The following is an 18,803-nucleotide window of genomic DNA, read 5'->3' as shown; positions in this document are numbered from 1 at the left end:
GACCCCGGACCCCGGACCCCGGACCCCGGACCTACAACACGCCGGACTCGTCCACGGGACACGTCGGTTCCCGGCTGACAGCCGAGGAAGGAACTTGTCCGGCGGATTTGCCGAATTTCGTCGAACCCTTCATCCACCCGCGCGTCTGTGCGAGCGCTACAGCCTCTGTGGAGAACTCATGACCCACCCGACACGGCGCACCCTCCTGACCGGAGCCGTGGGAACCGCAGGCATCGCCGCGCTGGGCGGCATTGCCCGCCCGACTCTGGCGCAGGCGGCCGATCGTGACCGGCCACGCTTCGAGGTGGTGCGCGACAAGCGCTCCAACGTCCATTTGCTGTGGTGGGGCGAGCGCAGCGCCCGGTTCGCGGCCACCGAACTCGCCGCCTATCTACAGATGATGACCGGCGTGCGGGTGCCGGTCTCCCCGGCTCGACTCCACGGTGACGCACCTCGGATCGCGACGACCGGGCTGTGCGCGGTACATGGGCCCGCTGCCCCTGGTGCGCTGCCCACGGCGTGGCTCGGCACCGCTGATTCCGCGTTGTCGGGTGCCGTGGAAGACAGTTACTTCATCGGGGCGTCGGATGCCCGGCTCGTGCTCACCGGCGTCGGTCCCCGCGCGGTCGTGTACGCGGCCTACTCGCTCCTGGAGCAGTTCGGCGTCCGGTTCTTCGCTCCGCAGTACGCGTACTACGAGGGCGCGGCCGAGCACGTTCCGCAGCTGAGCGACATCATCGTCGCCGACCCTCCGGCCAATGTCACCAGCCCCTCGTTCGCGCTGCGTCGCAAGGACGTCGAGGAAGGCTGGAGCATCAACTCCGGCAATCTCGTCGCATTGATCGACTGGATGGCCAAGCAGCGGTTCAGCACACTTGTCTTCCCGTATGACTACCAGGCGGAGGGAGTGACCAACTACGACGACTTCCGATCGGTCGTCGTGCCGGAACTCGCCAAGCGCGGACTCACCCTGGAACTCGGCGGCCACGGCTACAACTCGTTCCTGTCTCCGAATCAGTATCCGCAGTACTACACGGCGGGTTGCAACGTCTTCAACGCACACGACGAGGCCGCCGTCACTCAGTATGTCGCCAATGTCGTGGCCTACTTGCGCACCCGGCCCGAGGTCGCGATCTTCGACTGCTGGCCGCCGGACGGGGCGAGCTGGGCGCCGGCCACCCTGGCGGCGTTCGGCACCGCCACCAACGCCGAGACGCACATCGTCAACGCGCTCGTCGCGGCGCTGGCGAAGGAGAGCCTGACGGTCCAGGTGGAGCGAATCGCCTACATCTGGACCTCGGGACTCGAGCCGCCTACCGCAGGCCACGCCTTCGACGACAGTGTGCTGATCGATTTCGCCGCCTTCGGCCGGACCTACGCCGTACCGCTGAATGATCCGTCGGCGGCTACGAATGCGTCCCACATGTCGGCCCTGCGGAGCTGGCGTGCGACCCACAACGGCGACCTGGCGATCTACGACTACTCCAGGCGCTACCGGTGGCGCAGCCTCGGCAATCCGCTCACCGTGCTGGCCACGGACGCCGCACTGTACAAGAGCCTCGAACTCACCGGCGTCGAGAGTTACGCCGAGCCGGGTAGCTGGTTGCAGTTCGAGGCACTGCATCTGTTCACCGCGCGCAGCGCGTGGGATGCCGGACTGACCGCCGACCGATTCCTCACGGAATATCTCCCGGCTCGGTTCGGACCGGGAGCGGACCGGATGCGGGACTACTTCGCCCGGACCACGGCCGATCCCGACGGATTGAACAGCCAAGGCGGTGGCGCCGCGTTCCGCGCCCAGTACCAGGCGGCGCACGCCGATGTGCAGGCCGCTCTCGCGCAGGTCGGTCGGCAGACGGCCACCGCGGTTGTACTGCGGCGGCTCGCGGCGGGGGCCGAGGTCTCGCTCGCCGACATCGACATCACCCACTACTCGCAGATCCGGGATGACGCCGGAGCGCAGCAGGCGAAGGACCGCTACCGACAGCTGACCCAGGCGCACCGTTTCGAAGGCGTGCAACTGGAGTCGGGCTATGTGGCGAGTCGCTATGACGGCTCGGTCAGCCGTACCGAAATCGCCCGCGAGTATCGGGCGGCCGCGTGGGGGTACCTGCCCGACCGGCGACTGACCGTGCGATCCGGCAGCGAGGTACAACTGAGGATCGTGGCTCAGCCGGTCGACTTCACCCCACGCCGCGTCGAGTGGGTGCTGCGCCTGCCGGACGGGATCACCGCGGCCGACCTTCGGGGCACTCTCGACGTACGCGGAGCCGAGCAGCCCAGCGTGACCGTGCCCCTGCGGGTCGCCGCGACGTTGCCCGCGGGCACCTATGCGGCGACGGTCGACTTCGCCATCGACGGCACCGCGCTGACGACCGCGCAGACGACCGTGGCAGTGACGGCGTGACCTCCGGGGTCCCGGCAACGCTGTCGGGCCGCTCCGACGTGTGGACCCGACGCGGGAACGGACCCCCACCCTGCCGACCGGCCCCGACCGCACGGGCGAGTTCAAGGTTTGACCGCCGAGGCCGCCGTGGGGCCGATGCTCGTTGTAATCGTCCTCGCATTCGCGCAGCTTGTCGTTGAAGACGCCGGTGTCCTCGGTGACGACGCCGTCCAGGAGGCGGTGGAACTCCTCGGCGTCGATGCGATGGGATCGTTGAAGCGCGGAAGATCGTCGACTCGCGGCGGTTTCCGAGGGCCGTCGACCACCACGCCCCAAAGCGCGTGGGAGCGATCGTCGACGGCCCACCGAACCAGCGAACCGCGTGGCCTCGACCACAGCATCACGCACGGGTGAACCCCTCTGTTAATGTGAGGTCCCGCGAGATCCTGGACAGTTGGGTCTCAGGAGATGCTGGACGCCACCGGGAGATTTTCCGGTGGTTTGGGGACTGAGCGGCACCACCAGTCAGCGCGTGATCGGCGAATCACAACAACGTGATGAACGGCCGTGGGCCTGCAACTGATGTGCGCCGAACGCCCCCAAGAACCCAGGGCAGGCCGTGGCCGCGATAGTGGAGCACGGCTTCAGTGCGCTGGTGGACTTTGATCTGTTACTAAAATCTAACAAATTGACCGAGTAATTGACATTCATAATACCGCGAATATTTTCGCGAATAAGTCGCAGAACCATGGTCGCCGTGCGGCGCCGGCCGCAGGCGATTCCGTGGGCCGCAGCGGGTTTGGCGGTCCTCGGATTTCTCGTCACCATGGAGATGTTCGCACGTCGCTACGGCCTACCGGGGCCGATCACCAGCCAGGCGCGCGAGGTGATATTCGCTCCCCGTTCGGGGCAGCTGCTGTATGCCGGTTTGACGTTGATGATGGTGGTCCTCACCTGGCGGCAACGGTTTATTGCGGTGAGTGCGGCAATCGGCATCGACATCGCCTTCTGGCTGGTGCGGTGGATGGTCGACGCCAGGATGAACTACGGTAACGGCGCGTTGTGGGTGATTTTCGGCTGTGCGGTCTTTGCTCTCACGCGCCGCACCGGCCGGGAACGTGTCCTGATGCTGAAGGGCGCCGGACTGGGACTGCTGCTGGTGGCAGGCCACAAGACCGGCGCCACCTGGCTGCTCATCACGTCGGAGACCCGCCCGGCCGTGCTCGACCAGTACGTGGCGACTGCCGATCACGCGCTGGGTGACCCGTCGTGGCTGGCCGGCCGGATGGTCGCGGCCACCGACCCGATCAGCTCCCATGTCCTCGGCACCGTCTATGGTCAGCTTCCGCTGGCAGCGGCCATCGTTGCGCTGTACCAACTGCGAAACGTAGTGGTCGAGCGCCGCTTCCCGGGCCATCACCTGGTGCGCACCTTCCTGGCCATCGGCCTGCTCGGGCCGAGCATCTACATGATCTTCCCGGTGGTCGGACCGGTCTTCGCCTACGGCCCCGACGGCGGGTTTTGGGCAGTGGCCAACCTGTGGCCGAACACGCCGCCGTCGATCGGTACCCCACTCTCGATGCAGTTCGACGAGATCACCCCTCGCAACTGCATGCCCAGCCTGCACACGGCGTGGGCCACCATAATTTTCGTTCACTCTCGCAACGGCTCGCGGTTTATCCGATTCGCAGGAACGTTCTGGCTGATTGCCACGCTCGCGGCCACGCTGGGATTCGGCTACCACTACGGCGTGGACCTCGTGGCCGGTGTGGTTTTTGCGCTCACGATCGAGACTGCAATGCGCTCGCTCGACCGTGGCTGGGACTGGCAAGGAATCTGTCTGGTCATCTACGGCGCGACGGTTTTCGCTGTGCTCCTGGTGTCGTACCGCTATCTGCCGACGGAGATGGCCGGATATCCGTGGGTGTTTGGACCACTGCTCATCCTGGCGATGGCCTCGGTCATCTACGCCTATGTGCGGACCACCAATGTGCGGGACCCGAAGGCCGCGCCGGCGGAGCAACCGGAACCGCAACTCCAACCGGCGTGATCGCTGTGCGCCCGGTCACGTCACCACCGACCGTGTGCTCAGCGGTTGTCCCTGGGAGCCGGCGCCGACATCCGGCGAATCCAACACCTCAAGAGCGCGAACGGCATGCCGCCGATCCCGGCCGTCTCGACACCGGGTAAATCCCTGGAAGTCCATTGGTCCAGGGGCGAGTTGAGTCAGTTGTCGGACAACCGCCCCGTCACCCGGGTCCCGCCGCGGAGCGCCTGCCCGCCCCGAGGATCGAGGCGAACGCGATCGCGTTCATGCGCGAACACTTCCCCTGGGCCACCGACGCGCGTCGTCGCATGGATCCGAGCGGGGAGGGGTGACCAGCACGTCGGGTGAACCTCCGTCGTGGACGGCGTCCTGATGCCCAAACGCCTGGACATCGTTCTGGACGCACGAGGCAACGTCGCCGGACTTGGGAGCGTTCCCGGAGGAGGCGACGCGTCCTGCGCGTGCGGTGTTCCCGAAGGGCTGCCCGGCGATGCGGCTGCGGACACGCTCGGGCCGGTGTTCGCCGACACCCGGTTCGCGGGACGATCCGGGCGAACCCACCCCGCCCCACTGGCACCCCGCCACACTTCCCGATACCAGGCCACAGGCCGGGCAGATCCCCGTAGTGCGGCTGGAGCACATCTCCTCAGGATCGGGTGATCTATGATGAAAGTAATCTTTATTCAACATAAGTGACTTTATAAATAGGAAGTATCCAGGCCAATGCGCGCGCGACCGGGCAGGTGAGGTGATGGGTCCGGACGAACGGAGCCCACAAGAGCGGTCGAACGCGGAGGACGTCGGCAGTCGGGCCCGCGTCGGCGCGTGGGATTGGGACGTGGCCGATGGCGCAGTCGCCTGGGACGACTCCGCTCTGGATGTGTTCGGCGTGGAGCCCGGTGACTGGCAGGGGGAGGCCGCGGCCTGGCAGCGTCTGGTTCACCCGATGGATCTGCCACGGGTGCTGAAGTGCGTCGAGGAGGCGTCCCGTACGCACGGTGCCTACAGCGTGGTGTGCCGGATCCGGCGGCACGGCGGCGGCTACCGCCGGGTCGAGTTCCGCGGTCATTGCGCGCTCGACGGGCAGGGCGCGTCGAATCGCCTGTTCGGCACTGTGAGCGAGGTCGCCGAGCAGCCTGCGCACGACGTGGCGGCATGGGCTCCGCAACAGCAGCCGAACGGCGGTCTCCCCCGAGTGCTGCCGGACGAAGCGCACGGATTGGCTGTGGACCGTACCGATCGGATCGCCGCGATGACCCTGGCACTCGCCTCGGCGATCACCGGGCAGGACGTGGTGAACGTCGTGCACGACCACATGCTCCCGTTGTTCGGCGCGACCGGAGTGGGCATCTGGGTCGAGGAAGCGGGGCGAGTGTACGCGGTGGGCGCCGCCGGGTACTCGCAGGAGTTCATCGATCTTTTCGAGGGACACCCCAATGAGGACACCCCGCCGTCGTTGGAGGCCAAGCGGGATCGCGTTCAGGTCTTCGTTTCGTCGCCCGAGGAGTACCTGCGTCGCTATCCCGGTCTTGACCGCGTCGTCGCACTCAGCGGCAAGAAGGCGTGGGCGTTCCTGCCGCTGATCGCCTCCGGACGTGTGATCGGCTGCGCCGTCATCTCCTACAGTCGGCCGCACCTGTTTCCGCACGAGGAACGCACGTTGCTCACGGCGTTGAGCGCGCTGGTCGCCCAGGCCCTCGCGCGGGCCCGGCTCTACGACGCGGAGCACGACCGGGCCCGTCGGTTGCAGCAGGGGCTGCTGCCTCGTGCCCTTCCCCCGACGCCGGCCCTCACCGCGGCGGCCCGCTACCTGCCCGCCACCGAGGGAACGGAGGTCGGCGGGGACTGGTACGACGTCATCCCGCTGTCGGGGGACCGGGTCGCCCTGGTGGTCGGGGACGTCATGGGCCACGGACTGTCGGAGGCGGCGACGATGGGGCGACTGCGAACCGCCGTGCGCACCCTCGCCGACCTCGAACTGCCCCCGGACGAACTGCTGTATCACCTCAACGACCTGGTCGGCGGACTCGGCGACGACTTCTACGCCACCTGCCTGTACGCCGTCTACGACCCCACCAGCGGTGTCTGCTCCATCGCCACCGCCGGCCACCCACCGCCGGCCGTGGCCGACGCCACCGGACGGGTCCGACTCCTCGACATACCCGCCAACCCGCCGCTCGGTGCGGCGGCACCACCCTTCGACACGAGCGAATTCGACCTCGACGACGGCAGCCTGCTCCTGCTCTACACCGACGGACTGGTCGAATCCAGCACGCAGGACATCGAACGGGGAATGGCCCGCCTCGCCGAGCGCCTCCGAGCCATCGCGGCGAAGGGACACACCGACCTCGACGCCGTCTGCGACGACCTGTTGAAAACGATGGGAGCGGACCGCCGGCCCACCGACGACGACACCGTGCTGCTCGTCGCCCGCACCCGCCGACACGCCGCCGAGGACATCGCCACCTGGCACCTGCCGACCGAGCCCCAAGCCGCCGGCACGGCCCGCCACCACGTACGGGACCAACTCTGCGCCTGGGGCCTGGAGGAACTGTCCCCGACAACGGAACTCCTGGTCAGCGAACTCGTCGGCAACGTCGTACGGCACGCCAAGGGACCCGTGTCACTTCGCCTGCTGCGCAGCCGGACCCTGATCTGCGAGGTCACCGACGGCAGCGCCAGCCTGCCCCGGATCCGCCGTGCCGCGGAGACCGACGAGGACGGCCGCGGCCTGCAACTGATCGCCATGCTCGCCGAGAGCTGGGGAGCCCGCTACACGCCCGACGGAAAGTGCATCTGGACCGAACAGCGCATGCCCGTCACCGAATCACGCCGACCGTTGCCGTAACCGGGACGAGACCACCACCGGCAACCCGGCGCGTTGGCCGACTACCGTGGCGGCCTCATCTGCTTGGGGCTCTGGAGGTCCTGCCGAGCCCACCCCGGTCCGGCCCCCCATCTCATGTACCGGCACACCACTCGATCCACCGGTGGCCGACCCTGAAGGTCCCGAGCAAGATCGGCTGCACCGCCAGGCGGCGGCGCTGCCCCGTCTCGTCCTCCGCGCCTCACGGCTTGCAGGAGTGGCCGCAGAGGTCCATGGCCCGCGCCCACTGCCGGCGAGTCCGGGGGTCAGCGTTCGAACCCTGAATCCGCTGTGAGGGAGGACCGGGCCGCACACCAACGCTGAGGCGCCGACGCTGTCGGCAGCGACCACGTGCGGTCCGCCTCGGCCGGGGGGCCGGCGTGGGCTCCTCCTCGTATTCGTGATGCCGTGGGGTGTCGGTCGGAACCACGATGCCGTCCCTACTTCTTCGTCGTCAGCGGCGGAACCTTCTTGTTGCACACTTCCATCGCCTTCATCACCTTGTCGTCGCTGCCGTCGAGGGTGACCATCGCGCCGCCCGCGCCGGGGTCGCCCACGTTCACGCCGTTCTCGCGCAGGCAACTGGTGTGCTTGGCCTGCCACTCCTTGAACTTGGGGTCGTTGGGGTCGAAGTCGCTCTTCGGCTGGAACTTCTCGCACGCCTTCATCGCGTCCTCGGTCTTCGACGAGGCCTCGTCCGCGGCCATTCCGCCGATCCGCATGGCGCCGCCCTCGCCGGGCTCGGGGTCGGGCATGTCGATCCCGTGCTCGCGCATGCAGCTCGCGAACTTGACCATCTGGTCGTGGCGTTGGGCATCGTCACCCTTGCCCGAGCCGGAACCGCCGCCGCTGGTCTCGGCCTTCGCGCCGCCGCTGCCGCCGCCCGATGCCACCTTGCTCTGCGCCGAGCCGCCGTCGTCGCCGCAAGCGACCGTGGTCAGGGCGAGGCCACCGGCCACCATCACCCCGACCGCCAACCGCAGTGCCAGGGGCCGCCGGGATCCCGCGCGTGCAAACCTCGTCGTCATCGTCGCTCCCATCTGTAGTCCTGCCGTCGGTCCTGTCGCACCCCTCGTCGTCACCGCCGTGACGGCGAGGGGCGCGACGACAGGTCTACGCGGCCGCGGGTTACCCGGCCGTTACCCGAATCGGTTATCTCGCTGTGACACGAACTCGCGTATAAACAGGAGGCGTTGCGGTTCAAAGCCCGCCAACCCGGACCATTCGCCGCTCGCCCCCCACACCTACCCGGTTCGACCCCCACGCCTTCCCACCTCCCGGCCAGAAGGGAGCAACAGCGCACGGTGATCGAGATGGTCCTGGCCGACCCGCATTCGCCACAGGACATCGTCGAGACGCGCGAACAGTTGCCGGCACTGAATCGGCGCGACGAGCGCCTGATCGACGGGCTGTTGAACCCGGCGGTGAGCGAGCGCGGCAACGTCCTGGCAACACCGGTCGCGCCGACGAGTCGACCGCCGACGTGCTTCGACGTACCCGGCCCGCCGCCGAGCAGGCCGACGTCCGGATCGACACGAACCTCGCCGCAAGCAGGATGTCCGGCGACCCGCTGCTGCGCGCCCGCGTGGCCCCCGACCCCAGCCCGGCCACCGCCGCCGCGTAGTGCCCCACGGTCGAATCCAGGTCGCATCGGTGCCGGCTCCGCGCGAGGCATCCGACCCGCACCAGTGCCCCGGGCGAGCGGAGCTCGGCCATCACGACTCCGAGGAGCACGCCCACGATGTCCATCCCCACGGTAGCCACCGAATCACCCTGTGCCGAGATCGCGTGTGAAACACGCACACCGATTGCGCGAACCGCACACACCCTTCCGGCTCCGGAGTCGACGCGGTCTCGCGGAACAGCACAGCAGTTCGCACCACCACCCGACGCACCCGAAAGGTTTGACATGGCCATACCTCTGCTGCTGACCCGCCGCCTCGCGGCCCCCACCGGCGGTCCGCCTCCGCTGCCGGACCACCACTACGATCCCGACCTGTGCGCGAACGTCGTCGCCGACGGCACCCTGCTCGTCCACACAGCGGACCCGGATCTGGTCGCGGACTACACCGGTACCCAGGAACCCTCCGGGCTCAAGGCAGATGACTGACCCCCACCCCACCGTCGTGGTCGTGGCCGCCGAGACCGACCGGACCGCCGAACTGGTGGTGTCACAACTCGACGGCCACGCCACCGTCCTGCGTCTGGACCCCGGCCGCCTGGACAGGGAGTTCCAGGCAACCGCTCGCTTCCACGCGGGCCGGTGGCGCAGCCGACTGCGACCCCGCGAGCGTGCCGTGCCCGTGGACGAGCACCGCGCCGTCTACTGGCGCAAGCCCACCCACCCCGACACCCACCCCGATCCCGACGAGCGGTGGCGGGCCGATGAGAACACCACCGCACTGTTGGGCCTGCTCAAGGCACAGTCCTTGCGTGTGTGGGTCAACGACCCGAACGCGGTGAATGCCGCCCGCCTGAAGCCCGCGCAACTCGCCGCGGCGGCCCGAGTCGGATTTGCAGTGCCCGACACGATGTTGATCAGCGATCCGGTCGCCGCACGCGCCTTCATCGAGGAGCACGACGACTTGGTGGTGGTCAAGGCGCTCACCCATCGCCACACCACATTCGTCCCCACCACCCGCCGGCGCCGCACCGACGACCTGAGCGCGATCGCCGGCACGATCCACTGCCTCCAAGCCCTGGTCGGCGAACGACGGTTCGACGCCCGGTGACCGTTGTCGACGACCGAGTGTTCACGGCGGCGATCACCACCGACGGCCACCTCGACTGGCGCACCGCCGGCACCGCCTGCCACTACACGCCCGTCACCGCGCCCGCCGACATCGAAGCCGCCTGCGTCGAGCACGTGCGCGACCTCGGACTCACCTACGCCGCCTTGGACTTCGTCGTCGACGAGCACCGCCGGCACTACCTGGAGACCAACCCCGCCGGCGAGTTCGGCCTCATCCAGGCCCGCACCGATCTGCCCATAGCCCAAGAAATCGCTCGTCTGCTGGTTCGCGGCTCTCGCAGCCCCCATCCGCCCGTTCCGCGTCGATCCCGCTCCCACGCGCGCCAGGATGTCACCATGAATCCGCTCTGGGCCGCGGCCCACGCGCTCGACCGCGCGGAAGCCCACGGCGCCCCACCCGGACCCGCCCCACCGGCCGGCACGCCATACGGGATGGAACATCAAGGGATCGCGACCGGGGACCGGGTCGCCTGCGCCTCCCAGACCTTGCGAACGTCGAAGACGCCGTGGCTGCTCTCATGAACGTTCGCGATCAGGGCGATCGGTCACCCTTTCGACCAGCGCTCATCCATCCGGCGGCCGGTGGGGTCGGTCCTCGGACCGACCCCACCGGCCGCTGCGAATTCTTCTGTGCCACGTCAGTCGGCCGGCACGGCCAGTGCGTCGACCTCGACGAGCATCCCGGGGGGAAGCTGCATGTAGACCGTGGTGCGCGCGGGGAACGGCTCGCCGACGGCCTCGGCGTACGCCGCGTTCATGGCGGCCAAGTCCGCAGGGTCGGTGAGGTAGACGCGGAGCATGACGACGTCCTCCATGCTCGCGCCGGCCGCCTCGAGCACGACGGTCACGTTGCGGAAGGCCTGCGCGGTCTGCTCGGCGACCGTGGTGCCGACCACCGCACCCGTTTCGGAGGCGAGCGGCAGCTGTCCGGAGACCTGCAGCACGGGGCCCTTGCGCACACCCTGGGACAGCGGCGCCGAGAGAGCGGGGGCGTTCGCGGTGGTGATGATGGTCCTGCTCATGAGGGTTTCCTCGGTGTTCTTGAAGAAGCGATGTTCGGGGGTAGGGCATGTGCCCGCCGGGGGAGCGGGCCGGATCGGGCCCGGACCGCCGCGAGGGGCGGGGCGGACCGTCGGGCCGGCTCCAGATCCGGCCGTCCCGGCTGTGCGGGTCGTCGATCTCGGTCCACGCGGCGCCCATGCGCATCGTGGTCCTGCGGCGGTGGTCGCCCTCTTCGGAGTTGGTTCCGATGCGCGGTGGTCACGATTGTGGTTGCCCACCCCGGTGTCGACGAGGATCGTTCTATCCTCACTGCGCGGCAGCCAGGTCCGGATCGCGGAGTTCACGATATTTGTCGCGAAATCCAGGAAATGCGATTTCAGCCATTCCGAACCATTTTCCCAGGCTATTGGGGCTTTCCGGGAAGAAGAATTTCAGAGGTCATTCCGATGGCGCCGTAGTATTCCCATACGCGGGTAACCGTGACATCGCCGAGCTTGATCTGGTCCATGAGACTTCCTTGGTTGATCCGAGGTTTAACGGAACCGTACGAGGAGTCCGGGCGTGGCGGTATCAGTCACGTGACTGCAGTCGAACGCGCACAGGCCAGGGGCGTTTTCGGCGCTTGTATTCTGGGGGCGACAAGGCGAGCCGAAGGCTCCCATGGAAAGACCAGCAATTCCTGGAGAGCCCGTGGACGATCACACGGTAGACCCCGCCACGGGCGCCAGACCGGCGGCGGAGGAGATGATCGTCGGCCACGAAGCGGAGCTCGAGCGACTGTTCCGTATGGTGAATTACGCGTCGGCGACCGAGCGGGTCCCGGTGCTCTTTGGCGTCGAACGCCACCATGCCATCGCCGACCGGATCCGCGGCCTCCTCGCAGACCTCGACGAGAGCACCGAACCCGGCCCCGACGACCCCTGCTGAACGACCCTGCGTTCCGAAAACGTCCGGATAGGGGTTCACATGGGTCGAGAAGAGCGGGGGCAGGGCCCGCTGATCGGAGTTGGTGAGCGGCTTCCGTCGCTAGAGCTACGACCCTCTGAGAACCGTCTCAGCCCCTCAAAGGACGCGCAGCGAAGCCGTCCGCTCGTGGGTGGTGACATCCACGAGCGGACGGCTTCTTCAGGGGTGAGCGCTTCGGGTCGAGGACGGTCGCGCGCGGCTGCGCGACCGTCCCGAGGGCCGACCGGCACCGAAGCGGGTCCACCTTGCGCTCGTCCTCAGCCGGAGCTGAGTGCCTCGGTTGGTGGTAGTCGTGCGGCGCGGCCGGCCGGGTAGAGGCCGGCGAGTGCGCCGATGGCCACGGATGCGGCGACGCCGCCGAGGATGGCGGGCCAGGGGAGTACGAGTGGCCATCCCTGGGCGTGGGCGTATGCGCTGGTGACGATCAGTCCGAGGAGGACGCCGGCGATGCCGCCCATGCCGGAGAGTGTGACGGCCTCGGTGAGGAATTGGAGGCGGATCTGGCCGCGTCCGGCGCCCAGGGCTCGGCGCAGGCCGATTTCCTGGCGGCGTTCGAGTACGGAGATGACCATGGTGTTGGCGACTCCGACGCCGCCGACGAGGAGGGCGACCGCGCCGAGGCCGACGAACAGTCCGGTGAAGGTGTTCTTGGCGGCGAGTTGTGCCTCCAGGGCGTCGGAGGGGCGGCTGACCTTGACGCCGGCGGGGTCGGCCGGGTTGGCGGTCGCGGCGAGGACGTTGCGTACGTCGTCGACCGCGTCCTCGGCGGAGCGTTCGTAGATCCGGGTGGGGTGTCCGTCGAAGCCGAGCACCTCCCGCGCCGCCGACCAGCCGACCAGTGCGGAGAGGTCCACCTCGGGGGCCAGCGGCACCGGAGCCAGGACGCCGATGACGGTGAACCACCGTTCGCCGATCCACACCTGTCGGTTCGGCCCGTCGACGCCGAGCAACTCCGCCGCCCGGGAGCCGAGGACGACGGTGGGGTAGCGGGAGGTGGCGGCGTTGAACCACTGCCCCTTCGCCACCCGGCCGCCGATGGTGTCGAGCAGGTCCTCGCGGGTGGCGGCGACGGTGATGCCCTTGGTCTCGCGGGGGTCGATGCGGTCGGTGCGTCGGACGCTGCGGCCGTCGAGTTGTGCGGTGGCGCTGGCGGAGGTGACGGGGCCGATGCGGCGGACCATGTCGACGGCGTCCTCGGGCAGGGGTACCTTGCCGCCGAACATGGAGTCGCCGGGTCCGACGGAGAGCATGTTGGTGCCCAGGCTCCGGATCTGGTCCATGAGTCGGGCCTGGCTGGCGGTGCCGATGCCCAGGACCGCGACCATGGCGGCGATCCCGATCGCGATGCCCAGGCCGGACAGGACCGCGCGCATCGGTCGGCCGCGCACTCCGAGCAGGCCGACCCGCACCACGTCGACGGGCCCGAGCCGGGCCGTCCCCGGCAGCGGCACCGGTGCCGGTCGGGGGGCGGTGTCGTGATCGCGCGTCGTCATCCGGGCACCCCCACCGGTTGGTCGGCCGATACGCCGCTCGCGCCGCTGTCGGCGTGGATGCGGCCGTCGAGGATCTCCACCCGGCGGGGCAGCGATCGGGCGATCCCGGGGTCGTGGGTGATGACCACGATGGTGGTGCCGTCCGTGTGCAGTTCGTGCAGCAGTCGCATCACCGTCGCTCCGGAGCGGGAGTCGAGTGCGCCGGTGGGTTCGTCGGCCAGGACCAGTGCGGGTCGGGCGACCAGCGCGCGGGCGATGGCGACGCGTTGGCGTTCGCCGCCGGACAATTCGCGGGGGACGTGGTCGAGTCGGCTGCCCAGGCCGACCCGGGCCAGCGCGTCGGCGGCGCGTTCGCGGCGTTCGCGGACCGGGATGCCGTGGTAGTAGAGGCCGTTGGCCACGTTGTCGACCGCGGTGAAGTGCTCGGTGAGGAAGAACTGCTGGAACACGAAGCCGATCCAGTTGGCCCGCACGCCGGAGAGTTGACGGTCCCTCAGCCGCGCGACGTCGTGCCCGAGGAGGCGCACCACCCCCTGGGTCGGCCGGTCCAGGGTGCCCATCAGTTGGAGCATGGTCGACTTCCCGGACCCGGACGGCCCGACCACGGCGAGGAGTTCGCCCGCCTCGACGGTCAGGTTCGCGTCGATCAGCGCGTGCACGCCGCCGGGGTAGGACCGGCCGACCCCGTCGAGTTCGATCACCGGTACCGGTACCGTTTCCGCGCCGTGGGTGCCGGGCGCCCCCGCCTCGGCGCTCCCGCCCGCCGCTCTGCGATGTCTCCTCATGCCTTGGGCACCCCGACCTTCAGGCCCTCGGTCACGCCGTCGCCGGTCACCTCGACCCGCCCGTTCGCGAACATCCCGAGTTCGACCTTCAGCAATCGGGTGCCGCCGTCGGGTTCGAGGGCCTCGATGCCGTAGCCGCCCTCGGCGAGCGCGAGGAGCGCGTTGACCGGGACGGTGAGCACGCCCTTGCGCTCCTTGCCGGTGAACCCGACGGTGACCGGCGCACCGTCCAGGGTGCCCGCGTCCTTGGGCTGGTCGAGGGCGATGTCGACCGGGATGGTTGCCTTGTCCTGACCCTGCGGTGCGCCGCCCTGGGACTGCTCGCCCTCCTTGGCCACGGTGCCGACCCGGGTGACGGTCCCGGTCGCGGTCCTCCCGCCGGGGAGGGTGACCTGGACCTTGGCGTCCTTGTTCGCCAGCGTCTGCTTGTTGACCGGCAGGTTGACGGTGACCCGGCGGCCGGTGCCGCTCGCCTTGAACAGCGGCCCCTGCGAACCCGCGCCCAGGACCGCGGTCACCTCGCCGACCCGGACCGAGTCGGGCAGCACGACCGCGTCGCCGGGATCGAACCGGCCGGTCTGCCTGTGCCCCATGTCCTTCTGCCACTTCTTCACCGCGGCGGCGGTGGTGTCGGTGAACTTCTCGTCCACGGTGAACCCGCCGTACCCCAGGGCCTGGAGGTTCTGCTCCAACTCGCGGACGTCCGCACCCTTGTCCACCCCGACGTACAGCGCCCGCCAGAACGGCGTCTCGCCGTAGAACAACGGCACCTTCGTCCCGTCCCGCCCGTACACCCGATCACCACGCGACAACGTGTCGCCCACACCCGGGAGCCAGGTGACGGTCCCGGGCCCCGCGTTGTTCCCGGCATCCGGCGGCGAACCACCCTGACCGGAACCCCCACCCGAACCCGACCCTCCACCCGAACCCTGGGGCTGATTGCCGCCACCCGGGCCCTGCGACGGAGGCGGAGTGCCGCCACCCTGCGGCTTGTTCCCCCCGCCCGGGGGCGGGGTCTCCTTCTCCGGACCGGGCGCGGCCGCGTTCACGGAGTACGTGCCCGCGTATCCGAGCTTGCCGTCCACGTTCTGCCGCTCGACCAGGTCCACCCGGGTCACCGGCACCGCGTCCAGTTTCGTGCGGTTCGCGGATGCCTCGGAGCCGTCGCCGCCGTCGGAGAGCAGTACGGCTGCGGCGCCGCCCGCCGAGGCCAGCACCAGGGCGGCGGCGATGGCCCGTCCGCGACGACGCCGCCGGCGCTTGCGCGGCTGCGTTGTGGGGTCCGGCTCGGCCGGGGCCGTTGCGGACTCCTCCTCGTAATCGTAGATCGGAACCACGTGGCTGCCCCTACTTCTTCGTCGTCAGCGGCGGAACCTTCTTGTTGCACACTTCCATCGCCTTCATCACCTTCTCGTCGCTGCCGTCGAGGGTGACCATCGCGCCGCCCGCGCCGGGGTCGCCCACGTTCACGCCGTTCTCGCGCAGGCAACTGGTGTGCTTGGCCTGCCACTCCTTGAACTTGGGGTCGTTGGGGTCGAAGTCGCTCTTCGGCTGGAACTTCTCGCACGCCTTCATCGCGTCCTCGGTCTTCGACGAGGCCTCGTCCGCGGCCATTCCGCCGATCCGCATGGCGCCGCCCTCGCCGGGCTCGGGGTCGGGCATGTCGATCCCGTGCTCGCGCATGCAGCTCGCGAACTTGACCATCTGGTCGTGGCGTTGGGCATCGTCACCCTTGCCCGAGCCGGAACCGCCGCCGCTGGTTGCGGCCTTCGCGCCGCCGCTGCCGCCGCCCGATGCCACCTTGCTCTGCGCCGAGCCGCCGTCGTCGCCGCAAGCGACCGTGGTCAGGGCGAGGCCACCGGCCACCATCACCCCGACCGCCAACCGCAGTGCCAGGGGCCGCCGGGATCCCGCGCGTGCAAACCTCGTCGTCATCGTCGCTCCCATCTGTAGTCCTGCCGTCGGTCCTGTCGCACCCCTCGTCGTCACCGCCGTGACGGCGAGGGGCGCGACGACAGGTCTACGCGGCCGCGGGTTACCCGGCCGTTACCCGAATCGGTTATCTCGCTGTGACACGAACTCGCGTATAAACAGGAGGCGTTGCGGTTCAAAGCCCGCCAACCCGGACCATTCGCCGCTCGCCCCCCACACCTACCCGGTTCGACCCCCACGCCTTCCCACCTCCCCCAGCCCGAAGCGGAGCAACGAGATCTTGAGAGTCCTGGTGACCGAGGACGAGGAACTACTGGCCGACCTGGTCGCCCGAGGACTGCGTCGCGCGGCGATCGCCGTGGACGTCGTCTACGACGGCGACAGCGCGCTGGAGCGGCTGATGGTCAACGACTACGACGTGCTGATCCTGGACCGTGACCTGCCCGGCACGCACGGCGACGACGTCTGCAAGGCCGTCGTGGCCGGTCGCATGCGTACCCGGATCCTGATGTTGACCGCAGCGGGCACGGTCCCCGAGCGGGTCGCGGGGCTGAGCCTGGGCGCGGACGACTACCTGCCCAAGCCCTTCGAGTTCGCGGAGTTGCTGGCCCGTGTGCAGGCCCTGGCCCGCCGGGCCACACCGGCCGTACCGCCGGTGCTGGAGAAGCACGGCATCGTCCTGGACAGCGCCCGACGTCAGGTCACCCGCAAGGGCGTATACGTTCGGCTCGCACACAAGGAGTTCGCGGTGCTCGCCACACTGATGGCGGCCGACGGCGCGGTGGTCAGTGCCGAGGAACTGCTGGAGCGGGTGTGGGACGAGAACATCGACCCCTTCTCCAACATCGTGCGGGTGACCATGTCCAAACTGCGCGCCAAGCTCGGCGACCCTCAGGTCATCCGCACCGTGCCCGGCTCGGGATACGTGATATGAGCAGCCCGCGTGTACCCGGTGTAAACCGGCGAAGGAAAACCCGGACGTGCGACCCGGTCGAGAACACGAGGTTGCTCTCCCGGGCACTGTTTCGCCGGCCGTCGGCGCGGGCCCGACTCGCGCTGATGTACGGCGGCATGTCCCTCGTGGTCGGCACGGTCCTGTTGGGCATCGTGTACTGGTTCGTCGACCAGCGACTGTCCCGGCAACTGCCGGAAGCGATGGCGAAGACACTGGCCCTGGATACGTCGTCCGCACCCAAGTACGCGAAAGAGTACGGCCCTCCATACACGGGCCGGGCCCAGCCCACGCAGCCGGCACCGAGTCCGCAGGCTCAGGGCACAACAATCCCCCCGGACGTGATCCGAAGGGCCACCGACGCCGGCCAGGACGTGACGATGAGTCAACTGCTGACCGTGCTCATCGCGGCACTGCTGCTGCTGGCCGTGACCTCGATCCTGGTCGGCTGGTGGATGGCCGGCCGGGTGCTGCGCCCGGTCCACGGAATCACCGCGACGGCACGCCGCTTGTCCGAACACAACCTGCACGAGCGAATCGCCATGCCGGGCCCGGACGACGAACTCAAGCAACTCGCCGACACGTTCGACGGAATGCTCGATCGCCTGGAGAAATCCTTCGACAGCCGGCAACTGTTCGTCGCCAACGCCTCACACGAATTGCGTACCCCGCTCACCATCCAACGCACGGCGATCGAGATCGGCTTGGCCGACCCGCATTCGCCACAGGACATCGTCGAGACGCGCGAACAGCTTCTGGCGCTGAATCGGCGCACCGAGCACCTGATCGACGGGCTGCTGAACCTGGCGGTGAGCGAGCGCGGCAACGTCCAGGCAACACCGGTCGCGCTGGACGAGTTGACCGCCGACGTGCTCCGCCAGACCCAACCTGCGGCCGAACAGGCCGGCGTCCGGATCGACGCGAACCTCGCCCCAAACACGGTGTCCGGCGACCCGCTGCTGCTGCGCCAGTTGGTCACCAACCTCATCGAGAACGCGGTTCGCCACAACCACGCGGGCGGCTTCGTCACGGTCGGCGTCTCGGCCGGCTCCCTGTGTGTTCGCAACACCGGCCCGGTCATCCCCGCCGACCGCATCCCCGAACTCTTCGAACCGTTCCGCCGCTTCCGCCCCAACCGCACAGGCTCCACCCAAGGCTCCGGCCTGGGCCTGTCCATAGTCCAAGCCATAGTCCACGCCCACGCGGCCCAAATCACCACCACCGCCAACCACTACGGCGGCCTCACCATAGCCATAGCCCTACCCGAAACACCCCACCCGACAATGGTCTCGGATTTGCCCGTCTCACACCCGACCGCCGCAATACCGCCACGCTCACGCCCCCGCCGACCTCGACGTCACCTCGCGCGGCGAGGACTCTGACGCGCGGTGTGTCCCACGGAGGTGGAGTTCGGCGGCTCGAGGAGCGCACAGACGGTGTCCGGCCGCACGGTAGTCACCGAACGCCCAGCGTCGACAGTGGGTGCGAAACCCGCGCACCGATTGCCGAAGAGGTCGCGGACCTGATCCGCGACGCAGTGCGCGCGACCGCCTGACCCACCACACCGGCGCGGGCGGACATTTCCGACGGACGCCCCGAGTCCAACATGGAGCGTACCCGGC

The 18,803-nt window shown here is 68.9% G+C and carries 17 protein-coding genes and 1 pseudogene; 11 read left to right on the top strand and 7 right to left on the bottom strand.

Annotated elements, in window-relative coordinates:
- Nucleotides 1-178: 178 nt before the first annotated feature.
- The 4 genes from OG948_RS37790 to OG948_RS37775 all read left to right on the top strand — a co-directional run bounded on the left by OG948_RS37790 (nucleotide 179) and on the right by OG948_RS37775 (nucleotide 7,281).
- A complete protein-coding gene (locus OG948_RS37790) occupies nucleotides 179-2,407 on the top strand; it encodes a DUF4838 domain-containing protein (protein ID WP_331769497.1) in 2,229 nt (742 codons plus the stop codon).
- A 108-nt stretch (nucleotides 2,408-2,515) separates the two neighbouring features.
- Complete coding sequence (locus OG948_RS37785) at nucleotides 2,516-2,800, top strand: hypothetical protein (RefSeq protein ID WP_406300514.1); 285 nt, start codon at nucleotides 2,516-2,518, stop codon at nucleotides 2,798-2,800.
- 334 nt (nucleotides 2,801-3,134) lie between these two features.
- Nucleotides 3,135-4,436 carry a phosphatase PAP2 family protein gene (locus tag OG948_RS37780; RefSeq protein WP_331769496.1) on the top strand — a complete coding sequence of 434 codons (1,302 nt, stop codon included), beginning with the start codon at nucleotides 3,135-3,137 and terminating at the stop codon, nucleotides 4,434-4,436.
- Between the two features lie 835 nt (nucleotides 4,437-5,271).
- On the top strand, nucleotides 5,272-7,281 hold the full coding sequence (locus OG948_RS37775; RefSeq protein WP_331769495.1) for a SpoIIE family protein phosphatase: 2,010 nt from the start codon (nucleotides 5,272-5,274) through the stop codon (nucleotides 7,279-7,281).
- Between the two features lie 458 nt (nucleotides 7,282-7,739).
- Here OG948_RS37775 and OG948_RS37770 read toward each other — a convergent pair whose 3' ends face one another.
- A complete protein-coding gene (locus tag OG948_RS37770) occupies nucleotides 7,740-8,327 on the bottom strand; it encodes a hypothetical protein (RefSeq protein WP_406300513.1) in 588 nt (195 codons plus the stop codon).
- A gap of 455 nt (nucleotides 8,328-8,782) precedes the next feature.
- On the opposite strand from OG948_RS37770, the gene OG948_RS37765 reads away from it, so the two are divergent.
- From OG948_RS37765 to OG948_RS37750, 4 genes are all read left to right on the top strand, one after another.
- Nucleotides 8,783-8,923, top strand: a complete 141-nt coding sequence (locus OG948_RS37765; RefSeq protein WP_331769493.1) for a hypothetical protein — start codon at nucleotides 8,783-8,785, stop codon at nucleotides 8,921-8,923.
- Nucleotides 8,924-9,208: 285 nt separating this feature from the next.
- On the top strand, nucleotides 9,209-9,409 hold the full coding sequence (locus tag OG948_RS37760) for a hypothetical protein (protein ID WP_331769492.1): 201 nt from the start codon (nucleotides 9,209-9,211) through the stop codon (nucleotides 9,407-9,409).
- Entirely contained in the window at nucleotides 9,402-10,031 is a 630-nt protein-coding gene (locus OG948_RS37755; RefSeq protein WP_331769491.1) for a hypothetical protein, read from the top strand. Before OG948_RS37760 ends, OG948_RS37755 begins: the two co-directional genes overlap by 8 nt.
- The gene (locus OG948_RS37750) at nucleotides 10,028-10,573 is read left to right on the top strand and encodes a hypothetical protein (protein ID WP_331769490.1); all 546 of its coding nucleotides are present in this window, start codon (nucleotides 10,028-10,030) and stop codon (nucleotides 10,571-10,573) included. The genes OG948_RS37755 and OG948_RS37750 overlap by 4 nt, the downstream gene beginning before the upstream one ends.
- Nucleotides 10,574-10,689: 116 nt before the next feature.
- Here OG948_RS37750 and OG948_RS37745 read toward each other — a convergent pair whose 3' ends face one another.
- The gene (locus OG948_RS37745; RefSeq protein WP_331773426.1) at nucleotides 10,690-11,073 is read right to left on the bottom strand and encodes a Rid family hydrolase; all 384 of its coding nucleotides are present in this window, start codon (nucleotides 11,071-11,073) and stop codon (nucleotides 10,690-10,692) included.
- A 246-nt stretch (nucleotides 11,074-11,319) separates the two neighbouring features.
- Nucleotides 11,320-11,561 (bottom strand): annotated as a pseudogene (locus OG948_RS37740) (MBL fold metallo-hydrolase); the annotation flags it as partial.
- 182 nt (nucleotides 11,562-11,743) lie between these two features.
- Here OG948_RS37740 and OG948_RS37735 point away from each other — a divergent pair.
- Nucleotides 11,744-11,980: a hypothetical protein gene (locus OG948_RS37735; protein ID WP_331769489.1), complete on the top strand. Its 237-nt coding sequence runs from the start codon at nucleotides 11,744-11,746 to the stop codon at nucleotides 11,978-11,980.
- Between the two features lie 296 nt (nucleotides 11,981-12,276).
- On the opposite strand, the gene OG948_RS37730 is transcribed toward OG948_RS37735, so the two are convergent.
- The 4 genes from OG948_RS37730 to OG948_RS37715 are packed head-to-tail and all read right to left on the bottom strand — an operon-like array spanning nucleotide 12,277 to nucleotide 16,232.
- Entirely contained in the window at nucleotides 12,277-13,512 is a 1,236-nt protein-coding gene (locus OG948_RS37730; RefSeq protein WP_331769488.1) for an ABC transporter permease, read from the bottom strand.
- Entirely contained in the window at nucleotides 13,509-14,297 is a 789-nt protein-coding gene (locus tag OG948_RS37725) for an ABC transporter ATP-binding protein (protein WP_331769487.1), read from the bottom strand. The genes OG948_RS37730 and OG948_RS37725 overlap by 4 nt, the downstream gene beginning before the upstream one ends.
- The gene (locus OG948_RS37720; RefSeq protein WP_331769486.1) at nucleotides 14,294-15,634 is read right to left on the bottom strand and encodes a peptidoglycan-binding protein; all 1,341 of its coding nucleotides are present in this window, start codon (nucleotides 15,632-15,634) and stop codon (nucleotides 14,294-14,296) included. The genes OG948_RS37725 and OG948_RS37720 overlap by 4 nt, the downstream gene beginning before the upstream one ends.
- 10 nt (nucleotides 15,635-15,644) lie before the next feature.
- Nucleotides 15,645-16,232: a hypothetical protein gene (locus tag OG948_RS37715; protein WP_406300512.1), complete on the bottom strand. Its 588-nt coding sequence runs from the start codon at nucleotides 16,230-16,232 to the stop codon at nucleotides 15,645-15,647.
- A gap of 277 nt (nucleotides 16,233-16,509) precedes the next feature.
- Here OG948_RS37715 and OG948_RS37710 point away from each other — a divergent pair, with 277 nt between their 5' ends.
- Both OG948_RS37710 and OG948_RS37705 read left to right on the top strand, forming a co-directional pair.
- On the top strand, nucleotides 16,510-17,163 hold the full coding sequence (locus OG948_RS37710) for a response regulator transcription factor (protein WP_331769484.1): 654 nt from the start codon (nucleotides 16,510-16,512) through the stop codon (nucleotides 17,161-17,163).
- Entirely contained in the window at nucleotides 17,160-18,563 is a 1,404-nt protein-coding gene (locus OG948_RS37705) for a sensor histidine kinase (RefSeq protein WP_406300511.1), read from the top strand. The genes OG948_RS37710 and OG948_RS37705 overlap by 4 nt, the downstream gene beginning before the upstream one ends.
- Nucleotides 18,564-18,803: the final 240 nt, after the last annotated feature.

The sequence above is a fragment of the Embleya sp. NBC_00888 genome, from assembly GCF_045207655.1.
In the GTDB taxonomy this organism is placed as follows: Bacteria; Actinomycetota; Actinomycetes; order Streptomycetales; family Streptomycetaceae; genus Embleya.
The sequence above is the reverse complement of the archived record's forward strand: the minus strand, read 5'-3'. Positions and strand labels throughout refer to the sequence as shown.

Bases quoted from the DNA above. Each gene is read 5' to 3' on its own strand.
- OG948_RS37790 (WP_331769497.1), top strand. From the start codon at position 179: ATGACCCACCCGACACGGCGCACCCTCCTGACCGGAGCCGTGGGAACC.
- OG948_RS37780 (WP_331769496.1), top strand. From the start codon at position 3,135: ATGGTCGCCGTGCGGCGCCGGCCGCAGGCGATTCCGTGGGCCGCAGCG.
- OG948_RS37770 (WP_406300513.1), bottom strand. From the start codon at position 8,327: ATGACGACGAGGTTTGCACGCGCGGGATCCCGGCGGCCCCTGGCACTG.
- OG948_RS37760 (WP_331769492.1), top strand. From the start codon at position 9,209: ATGGCCATACCTCTGCTGCTGACCCGCCGCCTCGCGGCCCCCACCGGC.
- OG948_RS37755 (WP_331769491.1), top strand. From the start codon at position 9,402: ATGACTGACCCCCACCCCACCGTCGTGGTCGTGGCCGCCGAGACCGAC.
- OG948_RS37745 (WP_331773426.1), bottom strand. From the start codon at position 11,073: ATGAGCAGGACCATCATCACCACCGCGAACGCCCCCGCTCTCTCGGCG.
- OG948_RS37730 (WP_331769488.1), bottom strand. From the start codon at position 13,512: ATGACGACGCGCGATCACGACACCGCCCCCCGACCGGCACCGGTGCCG.
- OG948_RS37725 (WP_331769487.1), bottom strand. From the start codon at position 14,297: ATGAGGAGACATCGCAGAGCGGCGGGCGGGAGCGCCGAGGCGGGGGCG.
- OG948_RS37715 (WP_406300512.1), bottom strand. From the start codon at position 16,232: ATGACGACGAGGTTTGCACGCGCGGGATCCCGGCGGCCCCTGGCACTG.
- OG948_RS37705 (WP_406300511.1), top strand. From the start codon at position 17,160: ATGAGCAGCCCGCGTGTACCCGGTGTAAACCGGCGAAGGAAAACCCGG.